11 protein-coding genes, 1 tRNA gene and 1 pseudogene are annotated in these 16,975 nt (G+C 65.3%); 8 read left to right on the plus strand and 5 right to left on the minus strand.

Features of this window, described 5'->3' with window-relative positions:
- Nucleotides 1-358 precede the first annotated feature (358 nt).
- Nucleotides 359-895: a hypothetical protein gene (locus tag NS6_RS31435; RefSeq protein WP_157113046.1), complete on the plus strand. Its 537-nt coding sequence runs from the start codon at nt 359-361 to the stop codon at nt 893-895.
- Entirely contained in the window at nt 892-1,221 is a 330-nt protein-coding gene (locus NS6_RS34415) for a hypothetical protein (RefSeq protein WP_084471597.1), read from the plus strand. The genes NS6_RS31435 and NS6_RS34415 overlap by 4 nt, the downstream gene beginning before the upstream one ends.
- On the opposite strand, the pseudogene NS6_RS34420 reads toward NS6_RS34415, so the two are convergent.
- The 3 genes and pseudogenes from NS6_RS34420 to NS6_RS31455 all read right to left on the minus strand — a co-directional run.
- A pseudogene (locus tag NS6_RS34420) lies at nt 1,191-1,739 on the minus strand (transposase family protein); the annotation flags it as partial. The gene NS6_RS34415 and the pseudogene NS6_RS34420 sit on opposite strands and share 31 nt — an antisense overlap.
- Nucleotides 1,740-1,956: 217 nt before the next feature.
- Nucleotides 1,957-5,928 carry a DUF8371 domain-containing protein gene (locus NS6_RS31450; RefSeq protein WP_157113047.1) on the minus strand — a complete coding sequence of 1,324 codons (3,972 nt, stop codon included), beginning with the start codon at nt 5,926-5,928 and terminating at the stop codon, nt 1,957-1,959.
- Between the two features lie 496 nt (nt 5,929-6,424).
- Nucleotides 6,425-6,509 (minus strand) — tRNA-Leu (locus NS6_RS31455).
- A gap of 1,275 nt (nt 6,510-7,784) precedes the next feature.
- On the opposite strand from NS6_RS31455, the gene NS6_RS31460 reads away from it, so the two are divergent.
- The 4 genes from NS6_RS31460 to NS6_RS31475 are packed head-to-tail and all read left to right on the plus strand — an operon-like array spanning nt 7,785 to nt 12,429.
- Nucleotides 7,785-8,681 (plus strand): DUF7064 domain-containing protein, encoded by an 897-nt coding sequence (locus NS6_RS31460; protein ID WP_068049673.1) that lies wholly within the window; start codon nt 7,785-7,787, stop codon nt 8,679-8,681.
- Between the two features lie 30 nt (nt 8,682-8,711).
- Nucleotides 8,712-9,326 (plus strand): hypothetical protein, encoded by a 615-nt coding sequence (locus NS6_RS31465; protein ID WP_068049678.1) that lies wholly within the window; start codon nt 8,712-8,714, stop codon nt 9,324-9,326.
- Nucleotides 9,323-10,822 (plus strand): pyruvate, phosphate dikinase, encoded by a 1,500-nt coding sequence (locus tag NS6_RS31470; RefSeq protein WP_084471601.1) that lies wholly within the window; start codon nt 9,323-9,325, stop codon nt 10,820-10,822. Before NS6_RS31465 ends, NS6_RS31470 begins: the two co-directional genes overlap by 4 nt.
- A complete protein-coding gene (locus NS6_RS31475; protein ID WP_084471603.1) occupies nt 10,819-12,429 on the plus strand; it encodes a PEP-utilizing enzyme in 1,611 nt (536 codons plus the stop codon). Before NS6_RS31470 ends, NS6_RS31475 begins: the two co-directional genes overlap by 4 nt.
- Before the next feature lie 62 nt (nt 12,430-12,491).
- On the opposite strand, the gene NS6_RS31480 is transcribed toward NS6_RS31475, so the two are convergent.
- Nucleotides 12,492-13,124, minus strand: a complete 633-nt coding sequence (locus NS6_RS31480) for a TetR/AcrR family transcriptional regulator (protein ID WP_068049679.1) — start codon at nt 13,122-13,124, stop codon at nt 12,492-12,494.
- Nucleotides 13,125-13,449: 325 nt separating this feature from the next.
- Between NS6_RS31480 and NS6_RS31485 the strand changes: the two genes are divergently transcribed.
- Complete coding sequence (locus NS6_RS31485) at nt 13,450-14,616, plus strand: cytochrome P450 family protein (protein ID WP_245669588.1); 1,167 nt, start codon at nt 13,450-13,452, stop codon at nt 14,614-14,616.
- Nucleotides 14,617-14,779: 163 nt separating this feature from the next.
- On the opposite strand, the gene NS6_RS31490 is transcribed toward NS6_RS31485, so the two are convergent.
- A complete protein-coding gene (locus NS6_RS31490) occupies nt 14,780-15,325 on the minus strand; it encodes a hypothetical protein (RefSeq protein ID WP_068049683.1) in 546 nt (181 codons plus the stop codon).
- 415 nt (nt 15,326-15,740) lie between these two features.
- On the opposite strand from NS6_RS31490, the gene NS6_RS31495 reads away from it, so the two are divergent.
- Complete coding sequence (locus NS6_RS31495) at nt 15,741-16,970, plus strand: ABC transporter substrate-binding protein (RefSeq protein ID WP_068049685.1); 1,230 nt, start codon at nt 15,741-15,743, stop codon at nt 16,968-16,970.
- Nucleotides 16,971-16,975 lie beyond the last annotated feature (5 nt).

A 16,975-nucleotide genomic window follows, 5' to 3' on the forward strand; every position in this document is an offset into this window, starting at 1 on the left:
AAGACGTCGTCGAGCATCTCCAGACCCGCACGTAGCTTGGAGGACAGGGCGTCGAGTGCGTCCAGTCCTGTCGCCAGGTCCGAACGGAGTGCACGCAGTTCGTCTTCGCGATTCACGGCTGTTTCTTGTTCCCGATAGCGAGCGCCGCCGGCCACGTTCCCGGCGCTTGTCGATGTCGCGATTCTGACACGAATCACCGACCAGTAACTACCGAAACAGTTGTCGCATAGGCGATCTGCGAGTGCGATCGACGTCGAATCGCGCGGCCCCGGCAGGCACATTCGGGAGCCGCTCATACGACGAAGCACCGTTCTTACCGAAACCGCCTGTTCGGCCACGTTGCGGCGAGGACCACCGCATGCACTCTTGGCCCAGCCGACCTGAGTCTGCCTGTAACCAGTTGCATGAGGTCGGCGACATCGAAGAGATGGAAGACATTGAGTGGCAGCAGGATATCGCGGGTGGTGTCCGATGTGAGGTCAGTACTGTCGGTCTGAGCTTCGCCTCTGGGCTCGCCGGCACGCCGGTGACAGTTCACATGCCAGACCCACCGATCCAGTCAGGAGCGCTCTACCTTACGCAACCGCCGGCGGTCCGCAGTCGCATGGAACTGGATCCAGGAGCATGGGGACACCAGATGTCAGAGATCGCGGTCATCAACCGGCTTGGGTTCACCGCCGTGGTGGCCGATATCCAGGTTGTGGGCGACGAGATGAACGACTGGATTGACGATTTCTTGTCTTGGCTGGACCTCCTGACGGGTCAGCACCTGACGACGGTGGGCTACCAGCCGCCCCAGCAGGCAACGAACCGGACTTGCTTGTGGACCCGGGAGAGCGACGGCTCACTCATCCGCGAGTGGGTATACCGACCCTTCCGCCGCTCTACAGCTTGAGCGAGGTCGAGGCCACCGAGGAGATGCTCAAGCACTGCGGCACCTTGGCCGGGAACAAGACATCAGTGCCTTTGGCGTGGACATTGCTCCGCGACGCGCGAGCGCTGCACCGAGTCGCGCAAACGCGCCGCGCCGCGATCGAGTGCGGCAGCGCAGCGGAAATGGCGATCAAAGAACTTCTGAACAGGCGAAACGTCATAGCCAAGCAGAAGAAACCCACCCTCGGGATCCTCTCGGATGACCTCCGCGGCGACGGCTACCCGCTATCGTCGGATTTCGACGCCGCGTTCCTGGATGTCGCGCCGTCGATCAGCACGGTCCCGTAGCGGTGGCGGCGCAGCAAGGCGAAATCATCCACACTGAGCACCCGCGGCACCTTCTGGGTCTGCAGTGGGATACCGAGCAGCACCGGCACCGCGGTCTGCCGCGACAATCGCACCGACCACCGCCCGAGCATTCGGACCGCAGCCCGCCCGGCCAGCTCCCGCGCCGCCGCACGCACGTGCCCGGTCAACCGGGTAGTGCGCCGCTGATAGCGTTCCAGCACACCGGGGACCTGTTCCCGGAACGTGCGCTGGCATCCAAGCGTCGGGCAATAGAGGCGCCGGATGCGCACCCGCACCATCACGCTGCGGCCATCGACCGGCAGATCAGCAAGCCGCCGCTCGTGAACTCCATGAACGCGGGCCGATCCCGCACCACAACCCGGGCATTCAGCCACACCACCGGGAGTCCGGGCCCGGACCACCAGCCGCGAACCGACCACACCCACATCCTCGACAACGAGTGGCGACAAACCCGAAAACGGTACGCCGACACCGATACTCACCTCAGCCACCGGGATATCGTGCCGCCCTCACCTCACAGCCACCACCGAAAGTGGCCCAGAGCCGTTAACTGGACAGACCCCGAACGAAGCCGAGAAGTTCGCCGAAGCGTCGCCCGAAGAGTTGAGTCGCTGATGGTGTGTGCGACGGCTTCGGGTCGGAGGCAGGGGAGTGCCGCGGCGACCGGATGTCTACCCGATCCACTTCTACGAGGGCGCTACGCGGATGCTTTTCTCAGGTCTTTGGGCCGATGTCGAAGACGACGACCTCGACATGACGTCCCGGAATATGACGCCTTGCCTGGGTGCGGAGTTGTTCGGCAAGTGCACCGGCGTCGGGATGTTTCTTTAATCTCCTGAATTTGGTTGCGGTCCAGTAGATGATGTAGATGCCGTGAGTGAACAGAGCAGGGTCCATGTACTGGCCGACGAGTTGATCATCAATCGCGGTCAGCAATGAAGTGTTGGTGACGAGTTTGGCTTCGAAGGCGACCCGCCCGACAGGAGCACCCCCGGATGTAGCGGTGAGGTCGATCCGGGTGCCGACGCCTTTGGGTTTGCGGCGAGTCACCTGTATCTCGCGGTCTACAACAATGTGGGGTTGAAGCCGCAGATACAGTTGCTCGGCCAACCAGTCGGAGATGGTGTCCTCGCCCTTCGGTTTCGCGCCCGCGGTACCAGGGTCTCCGTCCCACAAGCTTCGAAAGGTGCCGCGTTCGCGGATGTCGTGTTGGATTCGGTCGAGTTGTTCGAGCAGAACGATGAGCAGTCCGGCGCTGTCGCGAACCAGTCGAGCGTCACCGCTGGTCAACAAGCCCATGAGCATCCCGGGCTGCACCGGTCGCCAGTTCGCCAGCGCCTCACGAATGCGAGCCTCCTGCAACAGATGCTGAATCGACTCGAGATCTGCTGCTGGGCGGACGAGCGCGAGCGCGGCCAGGTGAGGAGCCATGCCACGCCCGGCCATCGTTTGCAGCAGGGACATACGCAGTCGACGCGCTGCCGATTGCGGAGTGCTTTCGGTGAAGTCGTTGGTTTGGGGTGAGTCCTCGGCGAGGGGGAATTCGTCGAGAAGCATGCGGGTCAGTGTGAAGAGTGATTCGTCGGACAGACGGGCAGGATCGATGTCGCTCACAGGCTCCACAGGGTCGAGGTGACCCCGCGCGTTCCATTTCGTCACCAGTTCGTCAGGTGCCAGCCTCGCGAGGACGGCGAGGGCTGAGGCAGGGGCGGCGTCTTCGTCCAACGCCGAGTGTGCGACATCGAGGGCCGTATCAGGCGCGTGTTCAACAAGCACTTCGAATGCCTCGTCGCGACAGGCTGCGGAGCCGTCGGTGTCGCGCGCCACCTGTTCGACGACCGCGATAAGGCTGGGATCGGCGAAGTCGGCCAACGGGTGGTGAGCGAAGGAGAATCCGTCCGCCTTCTGCACCTGCTCGCGAAGCGCTGCATCGATCGCCTCGCGGCCCGCCTGCGGCGCCGCGTCTCGGATCCCGCGATGCCAATTGGTGGTGCCCGTGTAGGGGAAGGTCACGGTGAGCACCGGCGCCCAGACCGTCCACGTACCCGGCTCGACCTCAGCCAGAAGGTTCGGGTGATGTTCGGCCAGCGTCGCGAGCAGGAACACTCCGGCCCAATCGGGCATCGCGTCATCGACGCTGAACTGTTCACGGCCCACCCAGCGGCCGACGTCGGGCTGTCTGACTTCGAGATAATCCATCCCGAGCCGTAGGAGTGCTTGCTGCTCCTCGATTGCCAGGATGGGCCACATCGGTCCGCTCGTCAGGTCCCAGTGCGTTAGAACTTGCGGGTCTGTGCGCCAATCACCGGCGAGCGCGAGCACAACATTCCACCAATCGCCAAGGTCGTCGCCTGCGCGTGTGATGGCATCACGCAGCACTGTTTCGAGTTCTGGCGCCGCCGGTGAAGGGTCCTCCTCGACGTCGGGCCAGCTACTCTGCTCGGGGAGTTGCTGTGAGGAGATCTCCGGGTGCTGGCGGCATCTTTCGAGTTCGGCATACGCTGGATGGTCCTCGTCGGTAACGGGAAGGCTGTCTGCCGGTCTGAGCGGAGGACTCCACAGCAGATTTCGCAGTGTCACTCGTGCGGGGGCGAGTGTTTCGGATGGCGCCGTTGTCATCCAATCGATGAGCCACTCGATGTCCGCAGGTGTGAGCAAGTTCAGGTCGAGGACAGAAACAAAGGCATGCTCGTTGGTTGCCAGTGCGGTCGCGGCCATCACACGACGTAGATCCGGATCGTCGTCGCTCTGCCATGGGAGCAGGCGTTCAGTGGCGAGCATGTGCCGTCTGGGCAGGCGCCCACTGCCCAGCGCCACGCCAATTTCTGCGGCGATCGCTAAATCTCTCATCCTCCACGCACGGTGCAGCAGGCCGCCGATCAGCTGGTCGAAAGCGGAGTCGGTCCACTCGGGCCGGTGGTTCACTGCATGGATCAACGCGGGGACGACACCGTCGCTGGGGACGAGTTCGGCCAATTCGCCCAGTAGCCGGTGGTAGCCGCCGATGTAGTTCCGTGTGCGGCGGGGTCTCAACGCCTTTCGAATGAGACTGAACTCCACCGCATCAGGCAGCAGCGCTCGCAGCACCGCCGCGATGATCTCGTCGTGGGGATCCTCGTCGGAGTTCAGCTCCAGCAGCGGCGCCAACTCCGCCATCCGCTCGCGTGGCGCGACTGCGGCGAACGCCGTCACAGCTTCGGCTCGCATGGGATCGGGCCAAGTCGAACCAACGGCGATTTGGAGTAGATCGCCGGCGGACTCGCGCACAACGCACTGGCGGGCGATGCGACAGACCCAGAAGGCGACCCAATGATTCGATACGTCTGCCGCGGCCTCGTGGAGCTGGGCGGCCAGTTCGGGGTGACCCAGCACAGAGGTGTCGATTTGCCAGCCTTCGTCGATCGTGCCGGATGCCGCTCCGTGCAGTAGTGCCTCGACGAGGCGCCGACGAATCTGATCGCTGACCAGTTCCACACCGGTCGTGCGCAGCAAATATTTGGCGTTGTCGGCGAGCAACGTGTCGGGAACCGGCGCTCCCGAAGCGAGAAGCCAGCCGAGAACCTCGATCATCGGGCCGGGAACCAGACCATTGACATCGGACCCCAGCAGCGACACCAGTCGCTGCCCTATAACACCGCGGCGCACAAGGTAATGCGCCGCAAGATACTCCGCGTAAGACTGGTGAACGAAGATCACAGTGCCTGGCACCCCCGCCGTGAACAATGCGGTATCGAGCACTTCGCGCACATCATCGACAGTGAGCATCGTCCCGGACAGGGCGGGTTCGGTCTGGGTTGGCACCGCGTTCACCGCGAGAACCGGCGTTTGAGAACTCGTGGCGGTATTGGTCTGCCCCGAGCTGGGGAGCGGCCCTGCTGCTGGCCGGAGCGCGAAGTTGCTAACACCGCAGAACATCGATATCGCTGCCAAGCGCTCGGCTACGAGACGTCGGCGGTAATCGTCGACCTTGCCGGGCTGGCGAGTGGTACTGGTCTCGGTCAGCCTGTCGGTGACAGCGTGCCCCATCGCCTCCGACCGGCTAGCGGGAAGCTCACCGGATTCCCGCCACTGCCTCAGCAAGTTTCCTGCCGACAGAGGGTAGGCGAGCAGACGTGTGAGACGAGCCTCCGCGACCGCCTTCAAGAAGCCGTCGGTATCCGAGCCGGCCAGCTCGCCAATCCCCGCCAAGCTCAGGGGAAGAAGCTCCAGCCGCTCGAAACCAGATAGCGCCGTCCGCAGCCCGTCCGCCAAATCAACCGTCCATGACGCGGGTCGACAAGCCAGCCGCCACGACAGCTGCTTGGCTTCAGGACGACTCAGAACCCTGATCAGGACATAACCGATGTCGGGATCGGTCTGGAGCGCTTCGTCTACAGCATCAATGAAGACACTGCCCTTCGGACCGTCGGACAGAGCAACATCGCTAAGCGACAGCGAGTTCACCAAATTGATGAGAGCCTGTCGACCTTCCAACTTGAGGTCGACCGATCGGCTATCAGGCTCACGGACCTTCAAATCCTCGATCAGCGTGGATTTGCCCGCTCCGCCCGGCGCGAGCAGCACATACGACCTGTGCGTACCGACAAGGTCTTCGGCCCGCTCGGGTCGGTCACCGTTGTACCAATCACGGCTCAGCGTCCTCGCATCCACAAGACCGTGCTCGGTACGCGGGATATCGCTGTCCACCGACGCTACCCAACGAGATACCAATCCACTCACGCCAGCTCCTCACCTGCCGCCGCACCGGCCAGCGGCATGAATTCTTCAGGATGCGCCACGACGCTGGCAGCCTAGACGAACAAGTCCGAAGTCATGGTGATGCCCAAAGGGGCTGCTGCACGGATAGGTGACATCGTGGCCTGCCCCGCCCTCACACCCCCACTTCACCTCGACACGCTGGAAGGATGCCGAGGCCACGCTTCCTCTCACCTGAGCTCCCGACGAAATAGCGCTAGCCGGCGAGGACACTCGCACCTAATCCCCGTGCGGGGCGCGGCTTCAGGTTTCCGGCAACAGCAGCGCCAGGATGTGGGTTGGCCGCCGCAAAAGGACACCATGCCGGCTGGTTCTCAGGCCTGTCTCAGCTGGACCCGACTTGAACCCCCACGCCGCTGACCTGCGCATATAGTGCGATTGATTGATACTCACACCAAATAACAGCAGGTAGAAAGAGGGGGAGATGTGTCCGGAGGGGGACTTGAACCCCCACGCCCGATAAAGGGCACTAGCACCTCAAGCTAGCGCGTCTGCCATTCCGCCACCCGGACCGGTGTGCTCAGCAAGACTATCTGATCGGGCGTGTGGGGCAAAATCACGGGTCTCACCTGCGGAGACTGTCTATGTGATCTACATGGCGTGGACAAAGCGTGTTCGCCGTGCGCCGGATCGGCACCGGGCTGTATTGCGTCCTCGCGCGCGGTCGGGGGGTGTGGATGGTCATGGATGGCGGGTGTCTTTCCGGCGGCATTGCGTGAAGTTCGGGATGCGGTGCTGTCTCCGTCGCGGTGGTGCGGTGCGTGCGTCCCGCGCCGAATCTGTGAGCACGATCTCCTGGACTCTCACTGGGGTTGGGCGTCGTTATCGCGCCCGGCCGCTGCCTCGCCTGGCGGTCGTTATCGATCCTGAGGGGCCGGCATGACTGTTGCCGTCGTCACCCGTCTCGTGATCGACCGATCCGGCGCCGATGCCGAGTGGTGTCAGCCGGCGGCATCTCGGGACATTTCCGCATCAGCGGGGACGGGACGAGCGCCCTCAACTTCGGGCGGTGGACTCAATGAAAGGTGTGCCTCGGCTTCGGCGTGGGTGCGGAAGGAAGCGCTTTTCCGGGCTGGCGACATGTCCCACACGGGGGATCCCGGTGCCCCCGCTTCTCTGTTCCGGGGCGGCCGACATCCGATCGTGCCGGCCCTGTTCGACCCATTAGGAACCTCTTGGAGTGAGTGCCCCCTCGAACGACCCCGGTGCACGTGCTCCTACCCGCGGGCTGTCGAACTGCACCGGAGCTGCCCCATGGGTAAGACCGTATCGAAGCCGGGGAGGTGTTCAGTTGATGGAATCGGTGGGCCCCTGGGGTCGATTTGCCTGCATCCTGTTCGGGTCGTCGACGGATCGTTGTAGCCGCGTTGAACATTCCAGCGCAACAGAATTCGCGGCGCCGGCGACAGTTCCTGTCATCCGCCGAGGTGGCAGCTCCGACGCATCAGATCAGGCTTCTATCGTGACGAGCGGGCGCTGCATCGAGACGGCACTCGACGCAGTCGTGCGGGGCGGGTTTCGCGGGTGTGCGCTCGGCGGAAGCGTCCAGGCTACGTCGTGCACAGTCGCGGGTTCACCAGAGCTGATCCGGCCGACTTCGGTTGTGTCCCTTCTGCCGACCGGTCGTTGCCACACAAATTGACACGACCGTCATTTCGTATAGCCTCATGCATCTGCACAGCGACCCGGCACCGGGGTGATCGGGCGTCGTGGCCGCGGTCCAGTGCGGTCGGGCCGGTAGCGGGCCGAATCCGTATCCCGCGCATCCTGATCAGAAGGGACCCCCGATGACCACCGCCACCCCGACCGAACAGAGTTGGGGCAAGCTGTCCGAGCCGATTCGTTCCGACGCCGCCGGCGCCGATGACCCGGTGTGGAAGGATAACGCCTACCTCTCGTTCTGGGACTCCGCCGCAACGGTATTCGGCACGGTGCACGTGTCGACTTCGCCGAACGCGCCGGATACTTGCCGGGCCCGGTTCAGTGTGTCTGTGGCAGGGCGGGTGACCGAGGTGGTCGAAACGCTCGGGGTGGGGACCTTCAGTGGTGAAAGTATTCATTTCGGATTGGATGGCCGGGTGCGGGTCGAACACCCGCTCGTCTCGGCCGAACTCGTCAATGCGCCACTGTTCACCGCCGCCGATTACGCTGCCAACAACGCCATCCCGGCGCTGGGGGGCGCCGCGCCGCTACAGCATTTCCAGCAGGCGTGCACCGTCGCGGGCAGTATCACGGTGGAGGGGGCGACGATCGCCACCGCCGGCCGCGGTATGCGCGACCGCACCTGGGGATTTCGGGACGAGTCGTCGCAATGGGTCGAATTCGCGGCGCTGTTCGCGGTGGACGATTCGGCTTTCGTCACGGCGATGAAGTTCCGGCACGCCGATGATTCGCTGACCGCCGATGGTTTCGTCATCGACAGCGCAGGCTCGACGGCGATTACCGCAATCTCCTTCGCCCGGGACGCGGCGGCTCAATTCCGCTGGGCACGACTGGAACTCGAGGACGGCACCACCCGGCTGGTATCGCTGGCTGCCCGGCTCGGGGGATTCCGGGTGCCGGCGGGACCGGCCGAGACCGACGGGCCGGCGCTGGGCGTTTACGACGACTTCTTGTCGTTCGATGCCGGTGGCCGCGGCGGCGAGGGCATTTTCGAGCAGGCGATCCTGCACCGGGTCGCCTGACCGGCGGCGACGAGAAAGAGCGGATACACCATGCCCTATACCCTGCGTGTTCTCCAGGCTGCGCGATTCAAAGGTCGTCCCACCGAGCCCGATCTCGCCGCCGCGGCAGGTCTCACCGATGCCGCGCTGGCGAGCGTGTTGGAGCCGCTCCTGGTAGCGGAGGAGCTCCAGCGTGTAGGCGGACGCGTCAAGATCACCGTCACGGGCCGCGCGCGACTCGACGAGCTGCTGGCGGCCGAGCGGGACACTGTCGACCGGGCGCTGCTGCGGCAACGGTACCTGGGCTTCGGCGCGGTGAACGAGGACTTCAAACGGCTGGTCACCGATTGGCAGCTGATCGACGGTACGCGCCCCAACGATCACAGCGACGCCGAATACGACGCGCGGATCGTGGCACGGCTGGGCGAGCTGCACGAACGGTTTGCGCCGCTGCTCGCGGAATTCGTCGAGCTGGCGCCGCGTCTGGCGCAGTACCCGGACCGGTTCGCCGGGGCCCTGGCAAAGATTCGCGCCGGCGATCCGGCCTGGCTGGCCCGGCCGCTGGTCGACAGCTACCACACCGTGTGGTTCGAACTGCACGAGGAATTGATCGGTCTCGGCGGCGGGTCCCGGGTGCGGGAAGAGGCGGCGGGGAGGGCCGAGTGAGCGCTGCCGGACACCCGCCGGTCCTCCTGCTCGGTTCTGCGATAACCGCAGGCCCGGAACTGCTGGGCGGCAAAGCATGGAGCCTGCAACGGATGGCGGTGCTCGGGATCCCGGTCCCGCCGGCATTCGTCCTCACCACCGAGGTGTGCCGGCGGATGCACAGCGCGGGGGAGTCGCTACCTCCCGAGGTATGGGATGCGGTGCCCGCCGCGGTGGCGGAGCTGGAGACGGCCACCGGCCGTCGTTTCGGCGCCGGTCCGCGGCCGCTCCTCCTCTCCGTACGCTCAGGCGCGGCGACCAGCATGCCCGGGATGATGGACACCGTGCTCAACCTGGGTACGAACGACGAGGTCGAGCGGGCACTGGCCGATGAGTTCGGGGATACCGCATTCGCTGCGGACACCCATCGCCGGTTCCGCGCCCAGTTCGAGCAGGTGGTCGGCCGGACCCCGGTCGCGGACCCGTGGGAGCAGTTGCGTGGCGCGATCGAGGCGGTGATCGATTCGTGGCGTTCACCGCGCGCCGTCGGATATCGCGAGAGCCGCGGCCTGTCACACGACGCCGGGACAGCGGTCACTGTGCAAGCGATGGTCTTCGGCAATCTCGATGACCGTTCGGGGACCGGCGTGCTGTTCACCCGCAACCCGCTCTCCGGCGATGCCGAACCCTATGGCGAATGGCTGCCGCGTGGCCAGGGCGAGGATGTGGTGTCCGGCCGCGCCGACGCGCTCCCGCTCGCGGAGCTGGCCGCCGCGATGCCGGAGGTGCACGCCGATCTGCTCGCCGCTGCGGCCCGGCTGGAGGCCGACGCTCGCGACGTGCAGGATATCGAGTTCACGGTGGAGAGGGGCGCGCTGTGGTTGCTGCAGTCACGGGTCGCCAAACGCACCCCGGAGGCCGCGATCCGGCATGCGGTACTCCTTCGGCAGGCCGGCCTGATCACCACCGGTGAAGCGCTCGACCGGGTGACGCCCGAACAGGCTCGCGCACTGCTGGACCCGCGGCTCGACCGCGCCGAGCCGGCCGCGACCGCCGCGGTGGCAACCGGCAAACCGGCGTGTCCGGGGATCGCCACCGGTCGCGTCGTCACCGACTCCGGCGAAGCCGAGGAACGCGCGGACCGGGGTGAAGCGGTGATCCTCGCCCGGCCCACCACCGACCCCGACGATGTGATGGCCATGTCGGTGGCCGCGGCGGTGATCACCGAACTCGGCGGGTCGACCTCGCACGCGGCGGTGGTCTGCCGTGAGATGGCCGTACCGTGCGTGGTCGGTTGCGGTACCGGATCGCTCATGGTGCTGGCCGGACAGACGGTCACCGTCGACGCGACAGCCGGAGCGGTGTATCCCGGCGAGCTCACCGTCGTCTCCGGCGCTCCGGCCGACGATCCCGATATCGCGCTGCTCACCCGATGGGCACGTGCGGAATCGCCTGACAGCGCAACGGGTTCACTACCCGATCTGCTCCTGCGACGCAAGATGGAGAGAGTTCGATGAGCACCCGTGAAATTGTCGAGGAAACGCTCGATAACACGACGATCGACCCCGCGGTCACCTGGACCACCGGCAATGTCGCGGAGGCATTTCCGGGTGTGTTCACCACATTGGGGTTCACCTTCATCAACGCGTCGGTGGAATTGGCGACCCGCACCACGTTCCGGAATCTGGGTGTCCTCACCGGGAGTCAAGTCCATGTTCCCGATCGGCCGGAGGACATGTTCTGGACATTGTTCGCCGGGCGGGCCGCGGCCAATATCGACAAGTTCCGGGAGATCGCGAACATCACCCCCGGTACCTCGGCGACGGCGGTGGAACAGCAGCTCTTCGGTTACGTACGACCGGAGACGGTCGACGCGAACAGCGCTCGGCGCTATCCCGTCATCGTGGTGAAAGCGCCGGCGGCGGTGCTCCGGCTACCCAAGCGCCACGATGCCGAATTCGCCGGACTGCGCCGCTGGCGGCTCGCCCATCTGGACGGTATCGACACGCTCGACCACGCGGGATGCGTCGAACTGCTCGACGACGCGCGACAGCGTTTCCAGCGCATGCTGACCGCGCATATGCTCGTCGCGTTCGTCAGCTCCGGGCTCGCGGACCGGGTCACCGATATGCTGGCCGGGCTCGACCTGGCCCACCTCGCGCCGGCGCTGCTGTCCGGGGTCGGATCGGACGAGAGCGAGATCGCGCATGATCTGTGGGCGCTGGCGCATGACGAGATCGGGCTGCGTGAGTTCACCGACCGGCACGGCTACCACGGCACCAACGAGGGGCAGCTGTCCGGTGTCACCTGGCGGGAGGATCCCACCCCGGTACTCAACCGGCTCGCCGACTACCGGGCTGTCGCCGCGGACAGTCCACGGGCGCCGCGCAATCGGAGCCGGGAACAGATCGAGACCCGGGCGCGTGCTCTGGCCGAGCTCCAGGCGGCCCTGCCCAGGCGCAAGCGTCGCGGCGCGGCCCGGTATGTGCGGTGGGCCGCCCGCTGGATCGCGCTACGCGAGCAGGGCAAGGCCGGGTATCTGCTGACCTTCGATATTGCCCGCGCTGCTATGCGGCGGCAGGGTGCCCTGCTGGTCGAAGCGGGCGTAATCGACGATATCGACGATGTCTTCCACCTGTCCTACGACGACGTGTGCGCGGGGGTCACCGGTGACCGGCGCGTACTGGTCGCGGCCCGCCGGGCACAGTACGACGAGCGTTGCGATTACCGGCTGCCGCAGGCGTGGGCCGGTGTACCGCAGCTGATCAAGTCCGGCGAGACCGAGGCTCCCGCCCTGGATGTCTCCGGCGTCGTGACCGGTGTGGCGGCCAGCGGTGGTGTGGTGGAGGGCCGGGCTCGGGTGGTCCGCGATCCCTCGACCACCGAACTGGACGACGGCGATATTCTCGTCTGCGAAACGACCGACCCGAGCTGGGTGTCGCTGTTCCTCGTCGCCGCCGGAGTTGTCACCGACTACGGCGGTCTGCTCAGCCACGGGCCGATCGTGGCCCGCGAACTCGGAATCCCCTGTGTCTGTGGCACCGAGAACGGCAGCTACCGGATCCGCGACGGCCAGCACATCCGGCTGGACGGTGATGCAGGCACTGTCACCGTCCTCGGATGAGCCGACGGTGCGGCACCGCACCCGGCTTGCCGGCCGGTGGGCCGGGTGCGTACCGGCAGTGGCTACCAGAGGACGCCCCGCAGCAGAGCTGTGAGTTGGTCGATCATCGGCTCGAGCCGGTCCTCGGCTCCGACGAACCCCGCGTACATGCTCATTCCCCACACCACGGCGATGAGTACCTCGGTGGCGGTCGCGATATCGACATCCGGCCCGATGGTCCCGTCTGCCGCGGCGGCCTCGAGTGCCGGCCGGATGAAGCCGCGCACGTTATCGATCTGTTCCTCGGCCCAGTCGGCGAGTTCCGGATTGCGCAGCGCGTCGAACAGCGAAACCGCGAGAAACCTGACGTAGGTGCGGTTCTCGGAATCGCCGCGCATGGTGATACGCAGGAATGCGGCCATCCGATCGGCGAGGTCGGACGCTGCTCCGGCATCGGCGATCCCGGCGGTGATCACATTGTCCTTATCGGCTTCGAACAGTGTGCGGTAGAGCTTGTCCTTGCTCCGGAAGTAATGGTTGATATTGGTGCGGGTCACCCCGGCCCGGGTCGCGATACCGGAGAGTGTCGCGCGGTCGTAGCCGACTTCGCTGAACAGTTCACGCGCCGCCCGCAATATGGCATCCCGCGTTTGCGCTCCGTCCGATCCGGGCGGTCGCCCGCGGCCACGCCGGGGTCGCGCTGCCGAGCCGGTCATCACCGCGCTCCCTCTCGTCGGCCGCTTCCCGGGGGCTGTCTCCGCTCGGGATATCGCCCCGCAGCGACAACTCGCGGTGGACACACCTTCCGCACGGACAGCACCGGACAGAGTGTAGCTGTCCGGTTTCCCTTGGTCCGCAAGCAGTCTCGTCGGATTCGCGGCGCCTATTCGCAAGCCCCGGGATCCGACCGCAGTTCTGGCTCTCGTTCGCTGTCCGCAACCGCTGTCTGGAGTTCATTTCTTGAGCAACATCCCACCTGAAACGCCTGCCCCGTCCTGCCCCGTCCGTCCGATCTCCCCATTCGATTCCGACGATCCACGGATGCCGCTGTTCGCGCCGGAATTCGCCGCCGCTCCCCATACCTACTACCGCGAAATGCGAAAGCAGTACGAGTCTTTGATGCCGGTAGAACTGGCGCCGGGAGTACCCGCGACGCTGGTGATCGATTACCGGACCGCGGTGCGGATCCTGAACGATCCGGAGCATTTCCCGGCCGATCCGCGCACCTGGCAGCAGGGTATGCCCGCCGATTGCCCCGTCCTGCCGATGATGGAATGGCGTCCGATGGCGACCCGCAGTGCCGGGGCGGAGGCAGCCCGCTTTCGCCGGGCCACCACCGAGAGTGTCGATGAGGTCGATCTCTACGCACTGCACACCACGGTGGAAGAGATCGCCATCTCGCTGATCAACACCTTCTGCGAGGACGGCAGCGCCGATCTGATCAGCCAGTACACCTTTCCGCTGATCTTCGGAGTGCTCAATGTGCTGTTCGGCTGCCCGCCGGAGGTCGGCCAGAAAATGGCGGCCGGGATGGCGGCGATCGTCGAAGGGGTCGACGCCGATCACGGGAATATGATGATCAGCGAAGCGATGCTGGAGCTGGTGGCCCTGAAGCGGGCCGAGCCCGGTGACGATATAACCTCGGCGCTGCTGCGGCATCCGGCCGAGCTCGACGATCTGGAGATGGTCCACCAGTTGGCCAGTCAGTACGGCGCGGGGATCGAATTCCAGCAGAATTTCATCGTCAACACGCTGCTGTTCATCCTCACCGACGACCGGTTGGGCGGTGGTGTGCTGGGCGGGAGCCTGTCCACCCGGGAGGCACTCGACCATGTTCTCTTCAACGACCCACCCTTGGCGAACTACCTGCTCACCTACCCGCGGCAGCCGATCCTGATCGATGACGCCTGGCTGCCCGCCCATCAACCGATCGTCGTCAGTATCGCGGCCTGCAACAATGATCCGAGGGTCCGCGGTGGTGATCGCACCGGCAACCGGTCCCATCTCGCTTGGGGTGTCGGCCCCCGTACCTGTCCAGCCCAGTCCATGGCGTACCTCATCGCGCAGGACGCCATCGACCAACTGCTCGATGCACTTCCCGAGATCCGGTCGACCGAACCCCCGACCTGGCGGCCCGGGCCCTTCCACCGGTCGCTGACCTCGTTGCGGGTGGAGTTCCCGGCATCGTCGCCACTGCACAGATCCTGATCACGGTCCGGCCCGCCTGGAGGCGGGCCGGTGGGTGGTCGAACACCGCAGGCCGGGACGATCTCGGTCCCGGCCTGCGGTGTCGCCCGGTCGGTTCGCCTTCAGGCGAGGCTGTGCGCGTGATGATTCGGGTTCGGCGCCCCGCCCGGCCGGGCGGCGTCCCTCACGTGTATCCGATGTCCTGATAACGCCATCGAATACTTTGGTGGGTGCAGGCCCTGGGTGGGATCGGTGAGCCTTCCGGGGTCCTGGCTGTAATGCGGGCTCGCGGGTACAAGAAGATTTCGACGGGCCGGTGCTCATTGGCGAGCTGGGTGAGAATACCGGCCCCTATCAGTGCCAATTCCTCTGAAGGCAGCCCGCCGGTATGGGATTCGGCGAGCGATACACACGTGCGATACGGCGCGACATAGATCGCAGCGGCCGGAAAGGTGCGCTGCACCGCGCTCTTCAGCTCACTGCCCGTCGGCCACTGCGCGGCGGTAGTCGGTATGGGGGCGGCGAATGTATCGCTGCCCGGATCGAGGCTGGCGATTCCGATTGCTGCTATTTCGTCGTCACCGGCGACATCGAGAAGCAGATCGCGGCATACGATCCAGCCGTCGAGTGGCGGTATGGGCACGCGTACCACGAGCACGGGCAGATCTTCATCGGTGATGCGGGCGGCCGCAATCCCTTTGATTCCGACTTCCAGTGCGAGCGATTTCATTTGTTTACCGCGGAGGCCGTGAGAGGTTCGGATGATTCGTGGCCGTCTGCGGAAGCTGCTTTCATTGCGGTCCGCACTGCACCTCCAGAAAAATTACATGTCGTAACGTATCGTAGGAGTGCAATCTCCTGGTCGTCAACCGAATGTTGCTCGGGATTGCCCTTGGTGTCGAGGAAACGGTGTGGACCGGATGTCATACGGCCGGGCATCGGCATTTCCGTATTCGGATCGCCCTCTCAGGTGTGATCAGGGCCGCGTCCGCAGCCGCCGCTCCGCTGGAGAGGCGGCTGTCGCGGTAGGTGGGCGCTCGCAGCGCCGCGTCGCGCACCGGCCCGGTCGTCTACTCCGGTTCGGAGAAGGTATTGACTATGTTTCACATCACATATACAAACGTTCATATACCTGAGGAGGTTGTATGTCGGAGGTCATCAGCGCACGTTTCTCGCGCCGGACGGCACTCGCCGGGTTCGGCGCCCTGGCCGCGGCCGGTGCGCTCGCGCTCAGTGGCTGCGGGCGCGGGGCCGGGGCCACAGGGCAAGTGGGGGTGGGGTGGATCGAACCGAAGACGGGGCGACTCGCCGCCGCGTACAAGCCGATCTATGTGGGTGGGAGGCTGGCACTCGAGGACATCACGGCCGGCGGCGGCCTCCTCGGTGAGATGGCCGGGCTCACCGAGATCGATGACAAGGGCAGTCCTTCGACACAAGCGGCGATCGCCCGGCGCGTGGTCGGCGCCGAACCCTCTTTTGTCGTCGGCCCGACAGGGAGTTCGCAGGTGCTCGCCTCGGCGAGCGCTCTGGCCCAGAAGGCATTCATCCAGTCGGGCTGGGGTGGCAGTGCAAATCTGGGAAACGGGAAGGAATTCCCGTACTTCTATCAGCTCGTCTACAACACCACCCAGCAGGCCGAGGCCGCCGTGCGATTCCTTCGGGAAGCGCGTGACAAGAAACGGATCGGTCTGATCGTGGAGAACTCCGAGTTCGGAGAGTCGATCAGGACGGCTGCCATCGACTATCTGGCATCCGAGTACTCGGCCACCCCGGTCGCAGTGGAGACCTTCGAGGTCGACGCGAACGACCTGACCCCCTACGTCCGCAAACTGGAAGCCGCGAAGGTCGACGGGCTGGGGCTTTTCACCGGTCAGCCGCAGGCCACCATTCTGATTCTGCGCGCCATGCGCGCGAGCGGTTTCGCCCCGACGATCGTGTCCCACGACCTGAACTACGTCGATGCGCTGTCGGAATTCCGTGGTGAACTGCTGGACAACTTCTTCGGCACGACGTATCGCGGGTTGACCTACACCGCCACCGAGACCCCGCACGAGCGGGTCACCGCCCTCGCGGGGCGCATCGCTGAGCACCCCGACACCGCAGGTCTCGGCTATTCCGCCATCACGAGTCCGTATTTCGACTACCTCACCTTGATGGCCGATCTCGTCGCTCAGGAGAACACCGCCGACCCGCGTGCACTGAAGAAGGCGCTCGACGCAGTTGCGGGCTATCAAGGTGTGCGCTCGAAGATCAGCTTCACCGCCGACAACCACACCGGCATCGCCGACGAGGAGATCACGATCGGAACGCTGACCTCGGCGCTGGAACCCGAGTCGCTGGGTGGCTTGCTGCGTCGCCGGGCCGACGGGCTGTGAGACAG

Source organism: Nocardia speluncae NBRC 108251 (assembly GCF_001613245.1).
Taxonomy (GTDB): Bacteria; Actinomycetota; Actinomycetes; order Mycobacteriales; family Mycobacteriaceae; genus Nocardia; species Nocardia speluncae.

Excerpts from the sequence above, each read along its gene's own strand:
- NS6_RS31475 (WP_084471603.1), top strand. The coding sequence starts at position 10,819 with ATGAGCACCCGTGAAATTGTCGAGGAAACGCTCGATAACACGACGATC.
- NS6_RS31435 (WP_157113046.1), top strand. The coding sequence starts at position 359 with ATGCACTCTTGGCCCAGCCGACCTGAGTCTGCCTGTAACCAGTTGCAT.
- NS6_RS31495 (WP_068049685.1), top strand. The coding sequence starts at position 15,741 with ATGTCGGAGGTCATCAGCGCACGTTTCTCGCGCCGGACGGCACTCGCC.
- NS6_RS31480 (WP_068049679.1), bottom strand. The coding sequence starts at position 13,124 with ATGACCGGCTCGGCAGCGCGACCCCGGCGTGGCCGCGGGCGACCGCCC.
- NS6_RS31485 (WP_245669588.1), top strand. The coding sequence starts at position 13,450 with ATGCCGCTGTTCGCGCCGGAATTCGCCGCCGCTCCCCATACCTACTAC.
- NS6_RS31490 (WP_068049683.1), bottom strand. The coding sequence starts at position 15,325 with ATGAAATCGCTCGCACTGGAAGTCGGAATCAAAGGGATTGCGGCCGCC.
- NS6_RS31465 (WP_068049678.1), top strand. The coding sequence starts at position 8,712 with ATGCCCTATACCCTGCGTGTTCTCCAGGCTGCGCGATTCAAAGGTCGT.
- NS6_RS31460 (WP_068049673.1), top strand. The coding sequence starts at position 7,785 with ATGACCACCGCCACCCCGACCGAACAGAGTTGGGGCAAGCTGTCCGAG.